The organism is Paraburkholderia lebeckiae (genome assembly GCF_050436225.1).
Taxonomy (GTDB): Bacteria; Pseudomonadota; Gammaproteobacteria; order Burkholderiales; family Burkholderiaceae; genus Paraburkholderia; species Paraburkholderia tuberum.
Window position 1 is genome coordinate 2,235,969 of the sequence record NZ_JBNDLU010000002.1, and the last position, 14,338, is coordinate 2,250,306.

Consider the following 14,338-nt stretch of genomic DNA (forward strand, 5'->3'; position numbering starts at 1 on the left):
GAAGACCGCAACACCACGAATGGCCCTTGCTGCTGGCGTTGCCAAGGTGCTGCTGCGGTTGTACTATCCGCTGGACGTGATGTTGTTGTGCGTGCGGTGGTATGTGGCCTATTCGCTAAGTCTTCGGAATCTTGAGGAGATGATGGCTGAGCGCGCAATTGGCGTGGATCATTCAACAGTGCATTGTTGGGTCATCAAGTTGGTGCCTTTGTTCGAAAAGACATTTCGCAAGCACAAGCGCCCGGTGGGCAGGACTTGGCGCATGGATGAAAGTTATATCAAGGGGCGGTTTCAAGAGTGAAGCGCAACAGCGGGTTTAATGTTTAGAGCCTTGAGGTTGACTTGCTGAGGCAAGGGTCGCGGCGAAGACCTCGAATGGCGAATGGAAGGCATGAGTCGCGCGAGGTCGGCTGTTCAGACTGTCGGCGATAGCGTCAAGTTCGTCCTGACTGTAGACCGAAAGATCTGTGCTTTTGGGCAGATACTGGCGCAGTAGCCCGTTGGTGTTTTCGCAAGTGCCGCGTTGCCAGGGACTGTGGGGGTCGCAGAAGTACACCTTCACGCCGGTTGCGGCGGTGAGCTCTTTATGGCGCGACATTTCTTTGCCCTGGTCGTAGGTGAAGCTCTGCCGTAATGGCGCGACAATCGAATTGAGTTTGGCGGAGAAGCCCGCCAGCGCTGAAGCGGCGGTGGCGTCTTCCATCTTGGCAAGCAGCACCAGCCGGCTGGTCCGTTCGACCAGCACGCCTACCGAGGACTGGTTGCCGGCACCCTTGATGAAGTCGCCTTCCCAGTGCCCAGGCAGCAGTCGGTCTTCGATTTCGGGCGGCCGCACATGAATACTGACCATGTCAGGAATCTGTCCGCGCCGGTCTGTGCCCCGTGTACGCGGCATGCGCGTGCTGTGGCCATGGCGCAAGCACGCAATGAGCTGGCGGCGCAGTTCGCCGCGCGGCTGGGCATAGATGGCCGTGTAGATGGTTTCGTGCGAAACCTGCTGGGTCGGGTCGGTCGGATACATACGCTTGAGTGTGCCCGATATCTGCTGGGGTGACCATTTCCACTCGAGCAGGGTGAGAACGATACGCCAGCAGACGCTTTGCAGGCAAAGCTTTGTGGGATGGCGACCCGCGCTGCGGCGTGCGGCACTGAGTGCTTCAGCCGACACGGACGCGTAGCCAGCGGGAGAGCTGTTTCGCGTCAGTTCCCGGCTAACGGTGGCCGGCGAGCGCCCGAGTATCCGGGCCATGGCCCGGATACTCGAACCCTGCAGATGCAGGCTTGCAATGGTCAGACGCTCTTCAGGTTGAAGTTGCTGGTACTGAGTTCTTTCGTGCATCGCAACACCTTATACGAGATAGGTGTTGCACTTCAGATTTGAGGCCGCTAGGTCAAAGGCTCGTGGAAATATCTTTATCGCGCCGTGGACAAGGCGGGCAACACCATCGACTTTCTGTTTAGAGCCAAGTGGGACAAGGCTGCTGCCCGGCGGTTTTTTGAAAAGCCAATCGGTCAGAACGGCTCGCCCGAGACAGTGACCATCGACAAGAGCGGTTCCAATCTGGCAGCGCTTCATGCGGTGAATGCCGAGCGCGAGACGCCCATCAAGATTCGTCAAGTCAAGTATTGGAACAACGTGGTCGAACAGGCCCATCGGGCCATCAAACGCATCACTCGGCCGATGCAGGGGTTCAAGGACTTTGACTGCGCTCGCGTTATTCTCAGTGGCATTGAGACCATGCACATGATCAAGAAAGGGCAGATGAAATGCCGGGGTAAAATCCCGCTGTCCGCTGCGCAGCAGTTCTACTCGCTCGTTTCATAAGGCATCCTTTGGATATCGCATTTTCTCGTCCCTCCCGTCTTGCTGCGACACAACCCTTATAGATGGGTGTCTGGCGCGATCCGTCGCAGCCAGAAATGAAGAAACGGACGCGGTTGGCTGCTGCATGCGGGTGCTGGAACTGGATAACGGCTGCTCGTGCAGCCGGGGATGTGGATTGTTCACTTGACGCGGGCCCGCTAATGGGTGTCTTCCCACGCGAACACCCGCTCGATTGTCCTGAACCGTTCTTTAAAGATGGCCGGATCGAACAGCGGCTTGCGACCTCGCTTCGCGCGTTTCCTGCCGCGCGGGTTCGGACTGATCTTGGGCACCATCGTGCGGTTGAATATCGCCTTGCGGTTGGCGCGACAATCGTAGACGCCGGCCAGGCTGACCACGCTGTCACGCAGGTCCAGGTTTGCTTCACGGGCAATCTGTATCACCCGCGGCAGCGCGTCACGTAGCAGTGGCGATTCGTTGCGATTGCCTGGTGCCGACACGAACGGGGCAATCACATTGCAATTCCGGTCGCAGAAGGCAACGACCTTGTCACCCTTCATGTGCTTGTGGCCGCTGAAGCCAATGTTGTCGCCGCCTTTTTTCGCCGCCGTCGTGGTACCGTCGCCATGGATGATGCTGGTGTCCAGCAACTGGTCGTGGCTAAGCCGCACGACCGACGCGAGGAAGACAGCGTCAAAACATTCGCATGCCTGCCAGCGGCGAAAGGCCCGATAGATGCTCGTGTAGTGGATCTCCGGCCTGCCGTGCCGATCCATTGCAATCGGCAGCGCCCTTCCATTGGCAACCCAGGTAAAGCAGTTTCAGGATGTAGTTGAAGATCGCGTGCGCGGTCAGTTTGGATGCCGGTCCCCGGCTTCCTGCCGTGAGGTGCGGCAAGACAAATTGTTCGAACTGCCCGAGGCTCAATTCCGTTGGAATCCGTTGCCATTGCTGGCTTTGCGCCATTATCGACCGCCAAAGATCGGGAATTCTAGCGGATCCTGCAGAGCTCGGCGAAAGTCATACCCACAAAGGACTTCAGACAAATTCAGCAGCCTTGAGAAACCCGCAATCAGTTGATAGCCTCGACCCTTTAGCAACTGGCGAGGCGCTCCGCCGTCCGCATCGATATCGGCGAAACACGCAGGTTCTTGTGTAGAATACTCGGCGCCAACGCGGCTTCCCGACGACATAAGAAAAAAGAGGGCCGCTACCGAATCTTCGATGCAAGTATTCAGGAGACAACTATGTGGTTTGTCGGAAAAAGCGAGTTGCTGTCGCTAGTCGAAGGCCATTGCCTCGATGAGGTCATGCCCGCCTTCAGCGATCACCGGAATCTGCGCAAGAACACCGTCATCTATAAGCCCCAAGATTTGAGCGAACACGTCTACTTGCTGAAAACCGGGAGCGTGCGTCTCTACAAGCTGACCGAGGATGGTCAGGAAATCACGCTATCGTTCATCAAAGCCGGCATGATCTTCGGCGACGGCGACGTGCTCAACGAAGCGAAATACTCACATCACGCGCAAACGATGGCGCCCTGCATGATCTGCTACATCCGCAAAGCGGATTTCAAGCAGCTGCTGCTGCGATATGACGTGATCAATCAGTTCGTCCTGACAAGCCACTATCGGCGCTGGAAGGAAGCGCAGCAACTCATCGAGAACCTTTCGCTGCATGACGTGCGCAAGCGGCTCACGAACATTCTGGTCATGTTCGCGGGCCAGATCGGTTGCCAGTTCACATACGGCGAAAAGGAAGACGCCGTGCTGATCGACCTGTCGATTCCTCAGGACAAGCTCGCAGAATTCATCGGCACGTCGCGAGAGTCGGTCAACCGCCACTTCAGTGACCTCAAGGCCGAGGGCCTTGCCGACATGCACGAGAGGAAGATCGTGCTGACGCCTGCCTTTGTTGCGCAGTTTTTGCCGGCGTGGGATGCAACGTCCACAGGGAAGCCGTCTGCGCTGGCCCCCTTGCGGATGAGAAGCATCGATGCGCTCAATGCTGAGCCAAAGCACGCCTGACCGCCTCCACGCCGCTGCGCGGACTCGATAGCACGGGCACGCGCAGTTCGCCAAGCGCAGGTACGAGACGGGCCATCGAGACCTGCGCGAGCACCACGACATCGACTTCGGCAGCCAGTACGACGATGGTGCGTCGGAGGATGTCGTCGTGCCGCGCGGCGTTACCGGCCAGCAGCGCATCGAAAGCGCCCTCTGCAATGCGCTCCACGACGTCGGCCTGCCTGCCGTGCTCGAGTGCTTTCTTCCTGATGAGCCGCACCGTGGGTTCAAGTGTGGTCAATACAGTGGCCACCACGCCGATGCGCGGACCTATGGCACTTGCCTGTTCGGCCATTGATTCGTCGACCTTGACGATCGGCGTGCGGATCATGCCGCGCAGCACATCGGTCGCTTCGCCGACAGAAGAACAGGCATTGAGAATAATGTCGGCACCCATCGACTGCGCGTTCTGCATATAGCTGTAAATCCGGCTCGTCACCTCAGGCGTCAGATGACCCGCGGTTCTGACGTCGTTGAGCAGACTGTCATCGACGATGTTGATCACACGTGCATCGGGCAATAACTGCTGAAACTGCTCCTTGATGGGTTGAACCGTCACCGGCCCGGTGTGAACTACGACTATGGTGGTCATGGGGTTGAGACTCCGTTGCGGGTAAGGTGTTGTTCAAGCAGTAGCGGCCGCGATCACGCGCTCCGCGGTTGCTTCTTCGCGACTCAGTTCGCCGTTTAGGCGTCCCTCGCGCACCACGAGGATCCGGTCGCTGACCGCCAGGACTTCGAGCAGATCCGACGAGATCACAATGATGCCGATGCCCCTTGCGGCCAGCCGTGTCAGCAGCGCATGCACTTCCGCCTTCGCGCCGATATCGATCCCGCGTGTGGGTTCGTCGACGATCAGGACTTTCGGATTGAGCGCCACCCATTTCGCAATGACGATCTTCTGCTGATTGCCGCCGCTGAGATTCACGACTTTCTGTTCGATGGTCGTCGTCTTGACGCCAAGTGTGCGAACGAATTGCCGACAACTTTCGTCTTCCTTTGCCCGCTGCAAAAACTGGAACGGCGAATAGCGGGCGAGGTGCGTGAGGCTAAAGTTCTCGCGCACGCTCATGCCGAGCACCAGGCCTTGCGCTTTACGGTCCTCGGTCACGAAGCCGATGCCGTGCTCGATTGCATCGTGCGGATTGCGGATGGAGACAGGCTTGCCGTCGACGGCGATCTGGCCAGTACACGGGCGCATTCCGAAGATCATCTCCATGATCTCGGTGCGCCCCGAGCCCACCAGGCCGGCGATTCCCAGCACCTCGCCGCGATGCAAGGTGAAGCTGACGTCGCGGATCCGGGCGTCGGCCGACCTGGTAGCGCGCAGCGTGAGGTTGCGGACTTGCAGCACAGGTTCGGTGGTTGCATGCGATATCGGCGGAGCGTAGAGCTCGCTCAGTTCTCGGTCGACCATCTTGCGGACCAGCGATTCGCGGGTGACGCTTGCAGCCGGTGACGTATCCACGGTGCTCCCGTCGCGCAACACGGTGATGCGATCGGCGAGTTCGAGCACCTCTTCCAGACGGTGTGAAATATAGATGATCGAAATGCCTTTCTGGCGCAGCTTCTTGATGAGTTCCATCAGCGTGCGCGTTTCGTGATGGCTAAGCGAAGCTGTCGGTTCATCCATGATGATGACCTGTGACTGGTCGGAAATCGCCTTTGCAATCTCGATCATCTGCTGTTGCCCGACGCTCAATTCGCTCACGCGGGTCGCGGGGTCGAGGTCTAGGTCGATGGTCTTCAGGATCTCGCGCGCACCGTTGTGCATGCGGGCGCGATCGATCAAACCCAGCCGTCCGAGCGGCTCTTTCGCAAGAAAGATATTCTCTGCGACGCTCAGATTTTCTACGACGGACAGTTCCTGATAGATGATCCCGATGCCGAGCGCGCGCGCGTGGTTGTTATCGCGCAGCGCGGTCTCCTTGCCGTGGATCAGGATGCTGCCGCCCGGATCGGGCGCATACACGCCCGTCAGGATCTTCATCAGAGTGCTCTTGCCCGCGCCGTTTTCTCCGGCGAGCGCGAGTACCTCGCCTCGCCGGACTTCGAGGTTCACGCGATCCAGCGCCTTGACGCCGGGAAACGTCTTGGAAATGTTGCACACCTCTAGAAATGGCGTCATGGACCTCCTCCCTGGCAGCATGCGAAGGCTACTTCGTGTAACTGCCGATGTTGTCTTTCGTCACAACCGTCACGCCGGTATCGATGTCTTTCGGCTGCGCATCCTTGCCATCGATCTGTGCGACGAGGTGTTCGACGGCGAGCTTACCCATCGTGACCGGGCGCTGAACCATGATGCCCTGAATGGCACCATCGCGAAGACCCTTCAGGGTGTCGGGAAGATCGTCGAATGCGAGCACCTCGAGCTTGCCCTTCATCGCGCCGAACTCCTTCGTGTTGAGCACTTTGGCTGTGGCGGGGCCGCCCACCTGACTCACGCCGAAGATGCCGTTCAACTGGGGATGCGCCCGCAACGTCGTCTCGACCACTAAGACGCCCTTCGCGAGGTCGTCATCCGTGCCTTGCGTCTCGACGATCTTGATTCCCGGATAGCGTGCGAGCCCTTTCTTGATGCCGCTGATTCGTTCATTCAGGTTCACTGCGCCCAGTTGCCCCGTCACGATCGCCACTTCACCGTTACCGCCAAGCGCCTTTGCCATGGTTTCGGCCATCGTCGCACCGGCGGATTCATTGTTGGTGCCGATATACATCGTGCGCCCGCTCTTAGGCGAATCCGAGTCGTACGTGAGCACCTTGATGCCGCTTTGCGCTGCGCGCTTCATCACGCTTTCGACCGACTTGGGCTCGTTGACCGAAATTGCAATGCCGTCGACGTGCTTTGAAATCAGATTCTCGATAATCTGCACCTGCGTCGCGCCCTGGGTGTTTTGCGGCACAACCCATTGATATTTGACGCCCAGTTTGTCGGCTGCTCCCTTTGCGCCGTTGTTGCAGTCGTCGAAGAAAGGCACAGCTACTTTGGGAACCACTGCGACGGAAATGTCCCTCGCGTCCTTGGCGTATGCGAGCGTCATCGACATTGCCACAATGCCGCCCGCCAGTGCGAGGTTCGATTTTTTCAACATGTTGTCTCCTTGAATGAATGATTTGTAGTTGGTGAAATGGAGCGGCCTAGCGGCCTTTGCCGCGAACGCGCCAGATGTCGATGCTGACCGCGATCAGGATCACGCAGCCAGTGATGGTCTGTTGCGCGTAGGTGTCGATGTTGAGGAGCACCACGCCATTGGTGATGATGCCGGCGAGCGCGGCCCCGATGATCGCGCCTTCGACACTGCCCGCGCCTCCCGACAGGCTAGCTCCGCCGATCGCTGCCGCGGCGATTACGTCGAGCTCAGCACCGAAGCCGGATGCGGGCTCGGCCGACACAAAGCGGGAGAAGCTAATGACGCCTGCTATCGAGGCGATCAGCCCTGACAGGGCATACACAGAAAACTTCACACGATTGGTTCGCACACCGCTCAGCCGTGCCGCCATTTCGTTGCCGCCCGTTGCGTAGACGTGCCGTCCGAAACGCGTGCCGCGCATGAGCACGGAAAAGCAGCTCGTCAGAAGCAGCATGATGATCACGGGGGACGGAGCGAAGCCAATATAGCCCTGGCCAATGAACGTGAAGCTGTCCGGCACTTCCGGCGTGACAGGGACGCCTTTCGTGATGATGTACATCAGGCCGCGTCCGATGCTCAGTGTCCCGAGCGTGGCGATGAACGGCGGCAACTGAATCCGCGTGATCAGAAAGCCGTTGAAGCTTCCGACGACGAGTCCCACGCCCAGGCCGGCGAGAATCGCAGCCCACGCGCCGAAGCCATGCTGGAAAGCCAGGGCGGTAACCAGGGACGAAAGGCCCATCACCGAACCCACCGACAGGTCGATGCCGCCCGTGATGATCACGAGCATCATCCCGATCGACATGATGGCGATCAACGAGAACGACCGGAACACGCCCATCAGATTGTTGGTGGTCAGGAAATACGGCGAAAAAATGCTGATCAGGATCCCGACCAGAAGCAGTACGGACAGGATGTTAAGTTCACGAATTTTCAGCCACGCACGGACCGTGCGCAGAGGCCGTACTTTACCTTGCTGTGGTTCTCGTTTGGACAGAAAGGCGGTCACGGATGTCTCCCGGTGTCGTTTTCGCTCAGAGCCAATCATAGATTTAGCGAGAGCGTAAAATCTGTGACGGAAGTCATAGAAACGTATAGGGGATATCACGGGGACGAGTGTGAAGCCGACTATGACGCGCGTCACAGAAACCGTTAGGCGAAGGGCAGTAGGATGTATCCGCAACTGGAAACCTAATCCCTCATCTGGAGTAACACGCATGACGAAGCGAGTGATAGTGACGGGCGGCAGCGGGCTGGCCGGCAAGTGGGTCGTCGAGGAATTGGTGCAGCATGGCTATGAAGTGCTCAACCTCGACCGGGTGCCGATGGCGAAGCCCGTTGCCCGCACGCTGATTACGGATCTGACCGACGCCGGCCAGGTATTCAATGCGTTGGCGTCGACCACTACGCCCAAGGAATTCGACGCCGATCTGGAGCCGAAGCCCATCGATGCAATCGTGCACTTTGCAGCCATCCCGCGCATTCTCGTCACGACCGACAACGAAGTGTTCCGCATCAACGTGATGGCGACGTACAACGTGCTCGATGCTGCGTCGAAGCTAGGTATCAAGAAGGTGATCGTGGCGTCGAGCGAGACGACGTATGGTGTGGTGTTCGCGCATCGTCACCGAAACCCTGAGTATTTCCCGCTCGACGAGGTATATCCGGTCGATCCGATGGATAGCTACGCGATGTCGAAGGTCATCAACGAGGTGACGGCAAAGGCGTTCCACGCGCGCACGAATGCGGACATCTACTGTTTCCGCATCGGCAATGTGCTGGATCCCGTTGACTACGAGAAATTCCCGGCCTACTTCAAGGATCCGGGGCTGCGCAAACGGATTGCGTGGAGCTACATCGATGGACGCGATCTCGCCGTTGCGTGCCGACTGGGCATCGAAAAGGACGGCTTGGGCTTTGAAGTGATGAACGTGGCGGCCGACGACGTTTCATCGAATCTGCCGACGGCGGAGCTGCTGCAACGCTTTTATCCGGAAGTGCCCGTCAGAAAACAGTTGGGTGAGTTCGAGACCTTGCTGAGCAATGAGAAGCTGAAGCGTCTGCTCGGCTGGCAGCAGCAATATCGATGGAGGGACCAGGTTCCGAAGTAAAGGGCTCGGCGCAGGGCGCAGCATGCGTGCCGCGAGCGGCGGCTGCGTGTTGTCGCGCGCCAATTCGGGCGCGTCGGTGGCGCCAGAAACCGGGCACCGCACCGGGCCAGGAATTAGCCACTCGTCGGTAAGCGAACCTTTGGCGCCGTGCTCGTACTCTAACGGCGCATCCGGGTTGATTCATCTGCGTATGTCGCTGATCTTCATCGGCGTGGGCCTTTCTTCGACTGGAGCGATTGATTTCTCTCCATGGAACTGAAGTGGTTTGAAGATTTCCTGACGCTGGCGGCCACGCGCAATTTCTCGCGCACTGCTGAGCTACGTTTTATGACGCAGCCGGCGTTCCGTCGGTGCGTCAAGATGCTGGAAGAGTGGGTCGGTGTCACGTTGCTCGATCGCAATGCGCAACCGATTGCGCTGACGCCTGCGGGTGAGCGGTTCCGTGATATAGCCGAGGCGGTGGGCCGGCAGCTCTACCAGGGGCTCGACGAGTTGCGGGCGGCAGCGGAGGGGCTCGCCAGTACGGTCAAGTTTGTTGCGACACACAGCCTCTCGTTGACATTTTCCCTCGCTGGATAAGTGCTTCAGAAAAGGCGGGGAAGTGCTTAAGTTTCGGCTCGATACCGGCCATGCGAACGCGTGCGTGCAGATGATGCTGCAGGGCACCAGCCACTTCATGCTGTGCCACACGCATCCTTCAGTCGATATTGGCCTCGACCGAAACAGTTTCGGATCTATCGCGTTGGCTTTGATTGCTTGCTGCCGTTGTCGCGCCCCGGGGCCGACAGTGGGCCGCTCGATTCGCTGGACGGCGCGGCGCCGCATCGCTGCCGGTATCTGGCGTACGCCGAAACGTCCGCCATTGGTCGCGCGGTCGAAAACGTGCTGCGTACCTCGCCGGTAGCCGATCGGCTCGAGCGCGTATTCGTTTCGCCGCTTGCGGGCGTGTTGAACTCGATGGTGCGCGATGGGCGCGGGCTTGCGTGGCTGCCGCAGAGTCAGGTCGGTCGGGAACTCGAGTCCGGCGAATTGGTGCGCGCGGGCTCGGTCGAAATGGGATATCGACGTTGACATCACGCTGTTCCGTACGCGCGCTCGCTTGCCCAGCAGCGCCGAAGCATTCTGGGAAACGCTGACGACCAATTCCGCAACGAATATAGTTCAGCCGGCTGCTGCCTGAGTCGCTGAAAGCGCGAGCCCGCAATTTCACCACTACCGCACACGGTTCGCGATGAGCTAGAAGCGATCAAAGAAATGGTACTTTGCATCCGTTCGCTCGATCCTGCTCGACGCGTCGATATACACGTCGACGCGGCTATAAGGCGGCCTGATATCCACACCGTCACGACTCGCGAAAGGCATGCCGACCTCGATCCACCGGTCTCGCCCAGGGAACATGGGCGTATAGAATCGCTGTGTCTCGCCGGGCAACAACCGGCCGCGCGTTACCTGATCGTTCTCGTTGAGGAAATACGCGACCGGCCTCCGGCGTCCGCCGAGGAATGCAGCACGATCACCTATCCTGCTCGTTCAGAGTGCCGTTGGATAGACGTCGATAATGGACCGCTTACGTTCGAAGGGCGGGCCCCACCTGGCGGATATACCGAGCCGTTGTTGCACAGGTTCCGGCTCGGCGCGAAATCGTAGGTGCAGATCGTAATCGAAACGGCCCTGGTGCGGCCGCGCGATGCATCTGGCTCGTTATCGCGACAGAGCCTTTCGACGTACCAAAATAGCCCGCTGAAATCGCGTCGGTAGGCGCGCCGTGCGTGAACCTCCCGAAAGCCCGAACATCGCCTCCCTCCAGAATTTCGCCGCCGAGGCCGGTGAGACTACCCCATGCGTCCAGTTCCAAAAGTGCGATGCCACGCTCGATTGCTGTGAGACTCATAAGTCTGAACTCCATTGAAATTGATGTGACTGCGGTGGATGTGTTGATCTCAGCGGCGACCGTGCCAGTAACCCGACGTCTGATGCATGACCTTGCCTAGCGTGACAAGCAGCGCGCGGTATTTGTCCTTGCCCGCGATGCTCGCGCGCGGGATCGAACTCACGAGCCGGTACCGCTCGGAGCCGCCCAGAATGCCTTCCGCGAGAATCTTGCAGATGATCTGGCTAGGCGCGACGCCGAAGCCCGAATAGCGTTGGACGAAGAAGACGTTGGGCCGATCCTGCAACGTGCCGATCTGCGGGAAAAGATTGCGCGTGGACGCCATCGGGCCGCCCCATGCCAGATCGATCTGCACGTCCTTCAGATATGGAAACACTTCGAGCATCAGCTTGCGGTTCCATTCCTTCAGGTCCGAGGGAATATGCTCGACGAGCGCCGTCGACGAGCCGAACAGCAAGCGGTTCTCGTTGGTCACACGGTAGTAGTTGATGACGGGACGAATGTCGCTATAGGCGCCGTGGATCGGGCTGATCTGCCGGATCATGTCCGCGCTCAGCGGCTCTGTCATCGAGTTGTAAGCATAGACGTTGATCGTACTTCGATGCAGTTCCGGCTCGATGCCGTTGTTGAAGCCGTCGCAGGCCCAGACCAGCTTTCTGGCTGTCACGGTGCCCTTGGCGGTGCGCACGCGAACGCGATCGCCATACGTGATTTCAAGCGCAGGGCTGTATTCGAAAATGCGCGTGCCGTAGATTTCGGACACCGCCTTCGCCTCGCCGAGCAGCAGGTTCAGCGAATGCACGTGACCGCCGTCCATGTGAAGCAATCCGGCCTGATACACGTCGGAGCCTATAATTTTCCGCACGTCGGTGCCTTCGACGTATTGGATCTCGTAGTGCGAACCCAGCGACCTGAAGTCCTTCTCCCAACCGCGCAGGGTTTTGGCCTGACGCGCGTTGTAGGCCATATAGCCATAGCCACTCCGAAAATCCGCGTCGATGTTGTACTTCAGGATGCGCTCGCGCATGATCTGCGGGCCGAGATCGCTGAGCGCGAGAATCGCTTTTACGCCGTCATCGCCTACGTCGTGACGGATCGCATCGAGGTCGTGACCGATGCCGGCCATCACCTGTCCGCCATTGCGGCCTGTGCCGCCATAGCCGAGATATCGCGCTTCGAGTACGACGACATCCGTCACGCCCTGCTCCGCGAGTTCGAGCGCAGTATGAATCCCTGAAAAGCCGCCGCCGATAATGACGACCTCGGCCTGAACGTCGTCTTCGAGAGACGGAAAGCTCAGCTGATACTTCTTCGTGGCCGTGTAGTAGGTGGCCGTTTCGTCTACGTGCATCGTGAAGTCCCTTTGACGTCGCATCCCGTGCTTTGCAAAGCATCGCCACGGCCAGTAGCGGGTGCGCCGTCGCCCTGTTTGCGGAAAACTGATTCTCCTGGCGCACATTTTTGACGGTGAGCACAAATTGGCAATGCGATGAGTCACCGGCGTAAAGCAGGGTTTCCGCGGATTCCACTAACACTCAGCCGAGCAGCGTCTCGACCAATCTGCGCTTCGTACCGCCCGGTTCCATAGGATTACGACCGGATGCGTCAAGCCGCGATTGCCGATTTCGGTCTCGACCAACTCGACATTCGTCCGTCATGTGCACGCGAACGCGTCGGAAGAAACGCCCGGCCATATCCCTCAGTCAGCGCGTAACGCAGCATTTCCAGTTCATTCGCGATCTGCAGCGTGTCCGAGATGTGCAGACGCGCGGCGAGCGCCGCCGACTCACCCGTGAGCAGCATGAGCTGCGGATACTCAGCCAGCAACCGGAGGACGCCGCTTACTCCAATGAAAAAAAAGCCGGCGCGGCAGAGAGTTCCGATGGAACCAACGCCCGCCACTTCAGATCGGAGCCGACACTGCGGTTCACCGTCTGACAGAACGCGAAATCGGCGCGACGCATGCAATGCCACTTCCGCTTCCTCGGGCGCCGCATCGCTCGGCCGTCGTTTATCAACGCATGCACGGAACCAAAGCCGCCATGATTCGCTTGTGACGGCGCGACCGGGTGTTGCCGCAGGCGTTTGCGCGACGGTCGCCGCCCCCTGCCGGACTCGCAACGCGTAGACCCGGCAGGTCTGCCGTCGATCGGCCAAGTCTGCAGAAAATGGCCGGCCTGTGTGTCAGAACCGCGTACTGAACCCGATCCGCGCGATCGACTGCAGCGCGCCGCTCGATGCGCCATTCGGGTCCGTCACGCCGTTGATCTGCGCATAGCTGCCCCGGCTCGCGCGCTGGTGGACGCCCTCGACGTACACCATCGTGCGCTTGGACAGCGAGTACTGGACGGCGGCCACGAGCTGGTGCGCGTGCGCATTGTCCAGCGCGTCGTTACCCTTCATGTACATGTAGACCGCGCCGATTACCCAAGCGGGCGACGGTTGCCACGACGCGCCGGCTTCCGCCGACCAGACGCCCGCCCCGTTCTGCGCATTGCGCACGGTCGTCACTATCGCTCTCCCCGTGACCGCGCCGACCTTGTAGTGTAGGCCCGCGCCCCAGTTGCTGATGCTGGTGGCGGGGCTGCCGTTCGCGGAGCCATATTTCTGGTTGGTATACGCTGCGCCCGCACCGAATGGCCCATTCTCGTAGCTCGCGCCGACGCTGACCGTGTTGTTCGCGCCGACCGAGCCTGCGACATTCCCGAAACCGTAAAGCGCGCCGACGGTCAGGCCCGACAGCAACGAGCTCGCGTACTTGATGGAATTGGCGACGCGGTTGCTGCCCGCGACGCGATCCCAGTCGAATGCGCCGGTCGGGTTGTTCGGCAGCGCGAGCTTGCCAAACGGGCCGTTGCGGAAACCGTACAGGCCGGCGACGTCCTGTGCGATTTCGTTGCCGCTCGCGGCCAGCGCGTCGACCATGAACTCGTACTGGTTGCCGAGCGTCAGCGTGCCGTACCGGTCGTTCTGCAGCCCGACGTAAGCCGTGCGCGCGAACAGGCCGCCGCCCATAATGGAGCCGTTAGCGAGCGAATACTGGTTCACGAGCCTGAAGATCGCCCGCGTGCCACCGCCAAGATCTTCCTTGCCTTCAAAGCCGAGAAGATTCGGAAAAAAGACGTTGTCGTCGAACTTGGCGTTGCCGTGGCCGCCTTGATTGCTCACATAACTCAGCCCGACGTCCATTAGCCCGAACATCGTCACGCTGCTCTGGGCGAACGATGCGACCGGGATCGCGTACACCGCAATTGCCAGAAAGGTCTTTTTCGTCATCTCTAATGTGCTCCTCACATGTTTCCGATCGGATCGGA

Annotated in this window: 13 protein-coding genes and 2 pseudogenes; 6 read left to right on the forward strand and 9 right to left on the reverse strand. The window is 59.5% G+C overall.

Annotation, left to right across the window (positions count from 1 at the left end; translation table 11 throughout):
* Positions 1 to 19: 19 nt before the first annotated feature.
* Positions 20 to 295: pseudogene (locus tag OKW45_RS24930) on the forward strand (IS6 family transposase); the annotation flags it as partial.
* Positions 296 to 316: 21 nt separating this feature from the next.
* On the opposite strand, the gene OKW45_RS24935 reads toward OKW45_RS24930, so the two are convergent.
* Entirely contained in the window at positions 317 to 1,339 is a 1,023-nt protein-coding gene (locus tag OKW45_RS24935) for an IS30 family transposase (protein ID WP_175166534.1), read from the reverse strand.
* 51 nt (positions 1,340 to 1,390) lie between these two features.
* On the opposite strand from OKW45_RS24935, the pseudogene OKW45_RS24940 reads away from it, so the two are divergent.
* Positions 1,391 to 1,825 (forward strand): annotated as a pseudogene (locus OKW45_RS24940) (IS6 family transposase); the annotation flags it as partial.
* A 197-nt stretch (positions 1,826 to 2,022) separates the two neighbouring features.
* Here the strand turns inward: OKW45_RS24940 and OKW45_RS24945 are convergent.
* The gene (locus tag OKW45_RS24945; RefSeq protein WP_018418424.1) at positions 2,023 to 2,601 is read right to left on the reverse strand and encodes a hypothetical protein; all 579 of its coding nucleotides are present in this window, start codon (positions 2,599 to 2,601) and stop codon (positions 2,023 to 2,025) included.
* Between the two features lie 471 nt (positions 2,602 to 3,072).
* Between OKW45_RS24945 and OKW45_RS24950 the strand changes: the two genes are divergently transcribed.
* Positions 3,073 to 3,852 (forward strand): Crp/Fnr family transcriptional regulator, encoded by a 780-nt coding sequence (locus tag OKW45_RS24950; protein WP_018418425.1) that lies wholly within the window; start codon positions 3,073 to 3,075, stop codon positions 3,850 to 3,852.
* Here the strand turns inward: OKW45_RS24950 and OKW45_RS24955 are convergent.
* Genes OKW45_RS24955 through OKW45_RS24970 form a run of 4 tightly spaced genes read right to left on the reverse strand, consistent with a single transcriptional unit; the run spans position 3,827 to position 8,031 of the window.
* Entirely contained in the window at positions 3,827 to 4,483 is a 657-nt protein-coding gene (locus OKW45_RS24955; protein ID WP_429471727.1) for an aspartate/glutamate racemase family protein, read from the reverse strand. The two genes, OKW45_RS24950 and OKW45_RS24955, sit on opposite strands and share 26 nt — an antisense overlap.
* Before the next feature lie 33 nt (positions 4,484 to 4,516).
* The gene (locus OKW45_RS24960; protein WP_429471729.1) at positions 4,517 to 6,019 is read right to left on the reverse strand and encodes a sugar ABC transporter ATP-binding protein; all 1,503 of its coding nucleotides are present in this window, start codon (positions 6,017 to 6,019) and stop codon (positions 4,517 to 4,519) included.
* Between the two features lie 28 nt (positions 6,020 to 6,047).
* Positions 6,048 to 6,983: a sugar-binding protein gene (locus OKW45_RS24965; RefSeq protein WP_018418428.1), complete on the reverse strand. Its 936-nt coding sequence runs from the start codon at positions 6,981 to 6,983 to the stop codon at positions 6,048 to 6,050.
* A gap of 46 nt (positions 6,984 to 7,029) precedes the next feature.
* Entirely contained in the window at positions 7,030 to 8,031 is a 1,002-nt protein-coding gene (locus OKW45_RS24970; RefSeq protein WP_018418429.1) for an ABC transporter permease, read from the reverse strand.
* A gap of 208 nt (positions 8,032 to 8,239) precedes the next feature.
* On the opposite strand from OKW45_RS24970, the gene OKW45_RS24975 reads away from it, so the two are divergent.
* The 3 genes from OKW45_RS24975 to OKW45_RS24985 all read left to right on the forward strand — a co-directional run bounded on the left by OKW45_RS24975 (position 8,240) and on the right by OKW45_RS24985 (position 10,204).
* Complete coding sequence (locus OKW45_RS24975) at positions 8,240 to 9,133, forward strand: NAD-dependent epimerase/dehydratase family protein (RefSeq protein ID WP_018418430.1); 894 nt, start codon at positions 8,240 to 8,242, stop codon at positions 9,131 to 9,133.
* A 249-nt stretch (positions 9,134 to 9,382) separates the two neighbouring features.
* A complete protein-coding gene (locus OKW45_RS24980; RefSeq protein ID WP_026225459.1) occupies positions 9,383 to 9,712 on the forward strand; it encodes a LysR family transcriptional regulator in 330 nt (109 codons plus the stop codon).
* A 177-nt stretch (positions 9,713 to 9,889) separates the two neighbouring features.
* Positions 9,890 to 10,204: a LysR family protein gene (locus OKW45_RS24985; RefSeq protein WP_018418431.1), complete on the forward strand. Its 315-nt coding sequence runs from the start codon at positions 9,890 to 9,892 to the stop codon at positions 10,202 to 10,204.
* Between the two features lie 869 nt (positions 10,205 to 11,073).
* Here OKW45_RS24985 and OKW45_RS24990 read toward each other — a convergent pair.
* The 3 genes from OKW45_RS24990 to OKW45_RS25000 form a co-directional block, all read right to left on the reverse strand.
* The gene (locus tag OKW45_RS24990; RefSeq protein WP_429471731.1) at positions 11,074 to 12,375 is read right to left on the reverse strand and encodes an NAD(P)/FAD-dependent oxidoreductase; all 1,302 of its coding nucleotides are present in this window, start codon (positions 12,373 to 12,375) and stop codon (positions 11,074 to 11,076) included.
* 254 nt (positions 12,376 to 12,629) lie between these two features.
* A complete protein-coding gene (locus tag OKW45_RS24995) occupies positions 12,630 to 12,998 on the reverse strand; it encodes a hypothetical protein (protein WP_429471733.1) in 369 nt (122 codons plus the stop codon).
* Between the two features lie 210 nt (positions 12,999 to 13,208).
* Positions 13,209 to 14,300, reverse strand: a complete 1,092-nt coding sequence (locus tag OKW45_RS25000; protein WP_018418436.1) for a porin — start codon at positions 14,298 to 14,300, stop codon at positions 13,209 to 13,211.
* Positions 14,301 to 14,338 lie beyond the last annotated feature (38 nt).

Bases quoted from the DNA above. Each gene is read 5' to 3' on its own strand.
- OKW45_RS24935 (WP_175166534.1), bottom strand. From the start codon at position 1,339: ATGCACGAAAGAACTCAGTACCAGCAACTTCAACCTGAAGAGCGTCTG.
- OKW45_RS24945 (WP_018418424.1), bottom strand. From the start codon at position 2,601: ATGGATCGGCACGGCAGGCCGGAGATCCACTACACGAGCATCTATCGG.
- OKW45_RS24950 (WP_018418425.1), top strand. From the start codon at position 3,073: ATGTGGTTTGTCGGAAAAAGCGAGTTGCTGTCGCTAGTCGAAGGCCAT.
- OKW45_RS24955 (WP_429471727.1), bottom strand. From the start codon at position 4,483: ATGACCACCATAGTCGTAGTTCACACCGGGCCGGTGACGGTTCAACCC.
- OKW45_RS24960 (WP_429471729.1), bottom strand. From the start codon at position 6,019: ATGACGCCATTTCTAGAGGTGTGCAACATTTCCAAGACGTTTCCCGGC.
- OKW45_RS24965 (WP_018418428.1), bottom strand. From the start codon at position 6,983: ATGTTGAAAAAATCGAACCTCGCACTGGCGGGCGGCATTGTGGCAATG.
- OKW45_RS24975 (WP_018418430.1), top strand. From the start codon at position 8,240: ATGACGAAGCGAGTGATAGTGACGGGCGGCAGCGGGCTGGCCGGCAAG.
- OKW45_RS24980 (WP_026225459.1), top strand. From the start codon at position 9,383: ATGGAACTGAAGTGGTTTGAAGATTTCCTGACGCTGGCGGCCACGCGC.
- OKW45_RS24990 (WP_429471731.1), bottom strand. From the start codon at position 12,375: ATGCACGTAGACGAAACGGCCACCTACTACACGGCCACGAAGAAGTAT.
- OKW45_RS25000 (WP_018418436.1), bottom strand. From the start codon at position 14,300: ATGACGAAAAAGACCTTTCTGGCAATTGCGGTGTACGCGATCCCGGTC.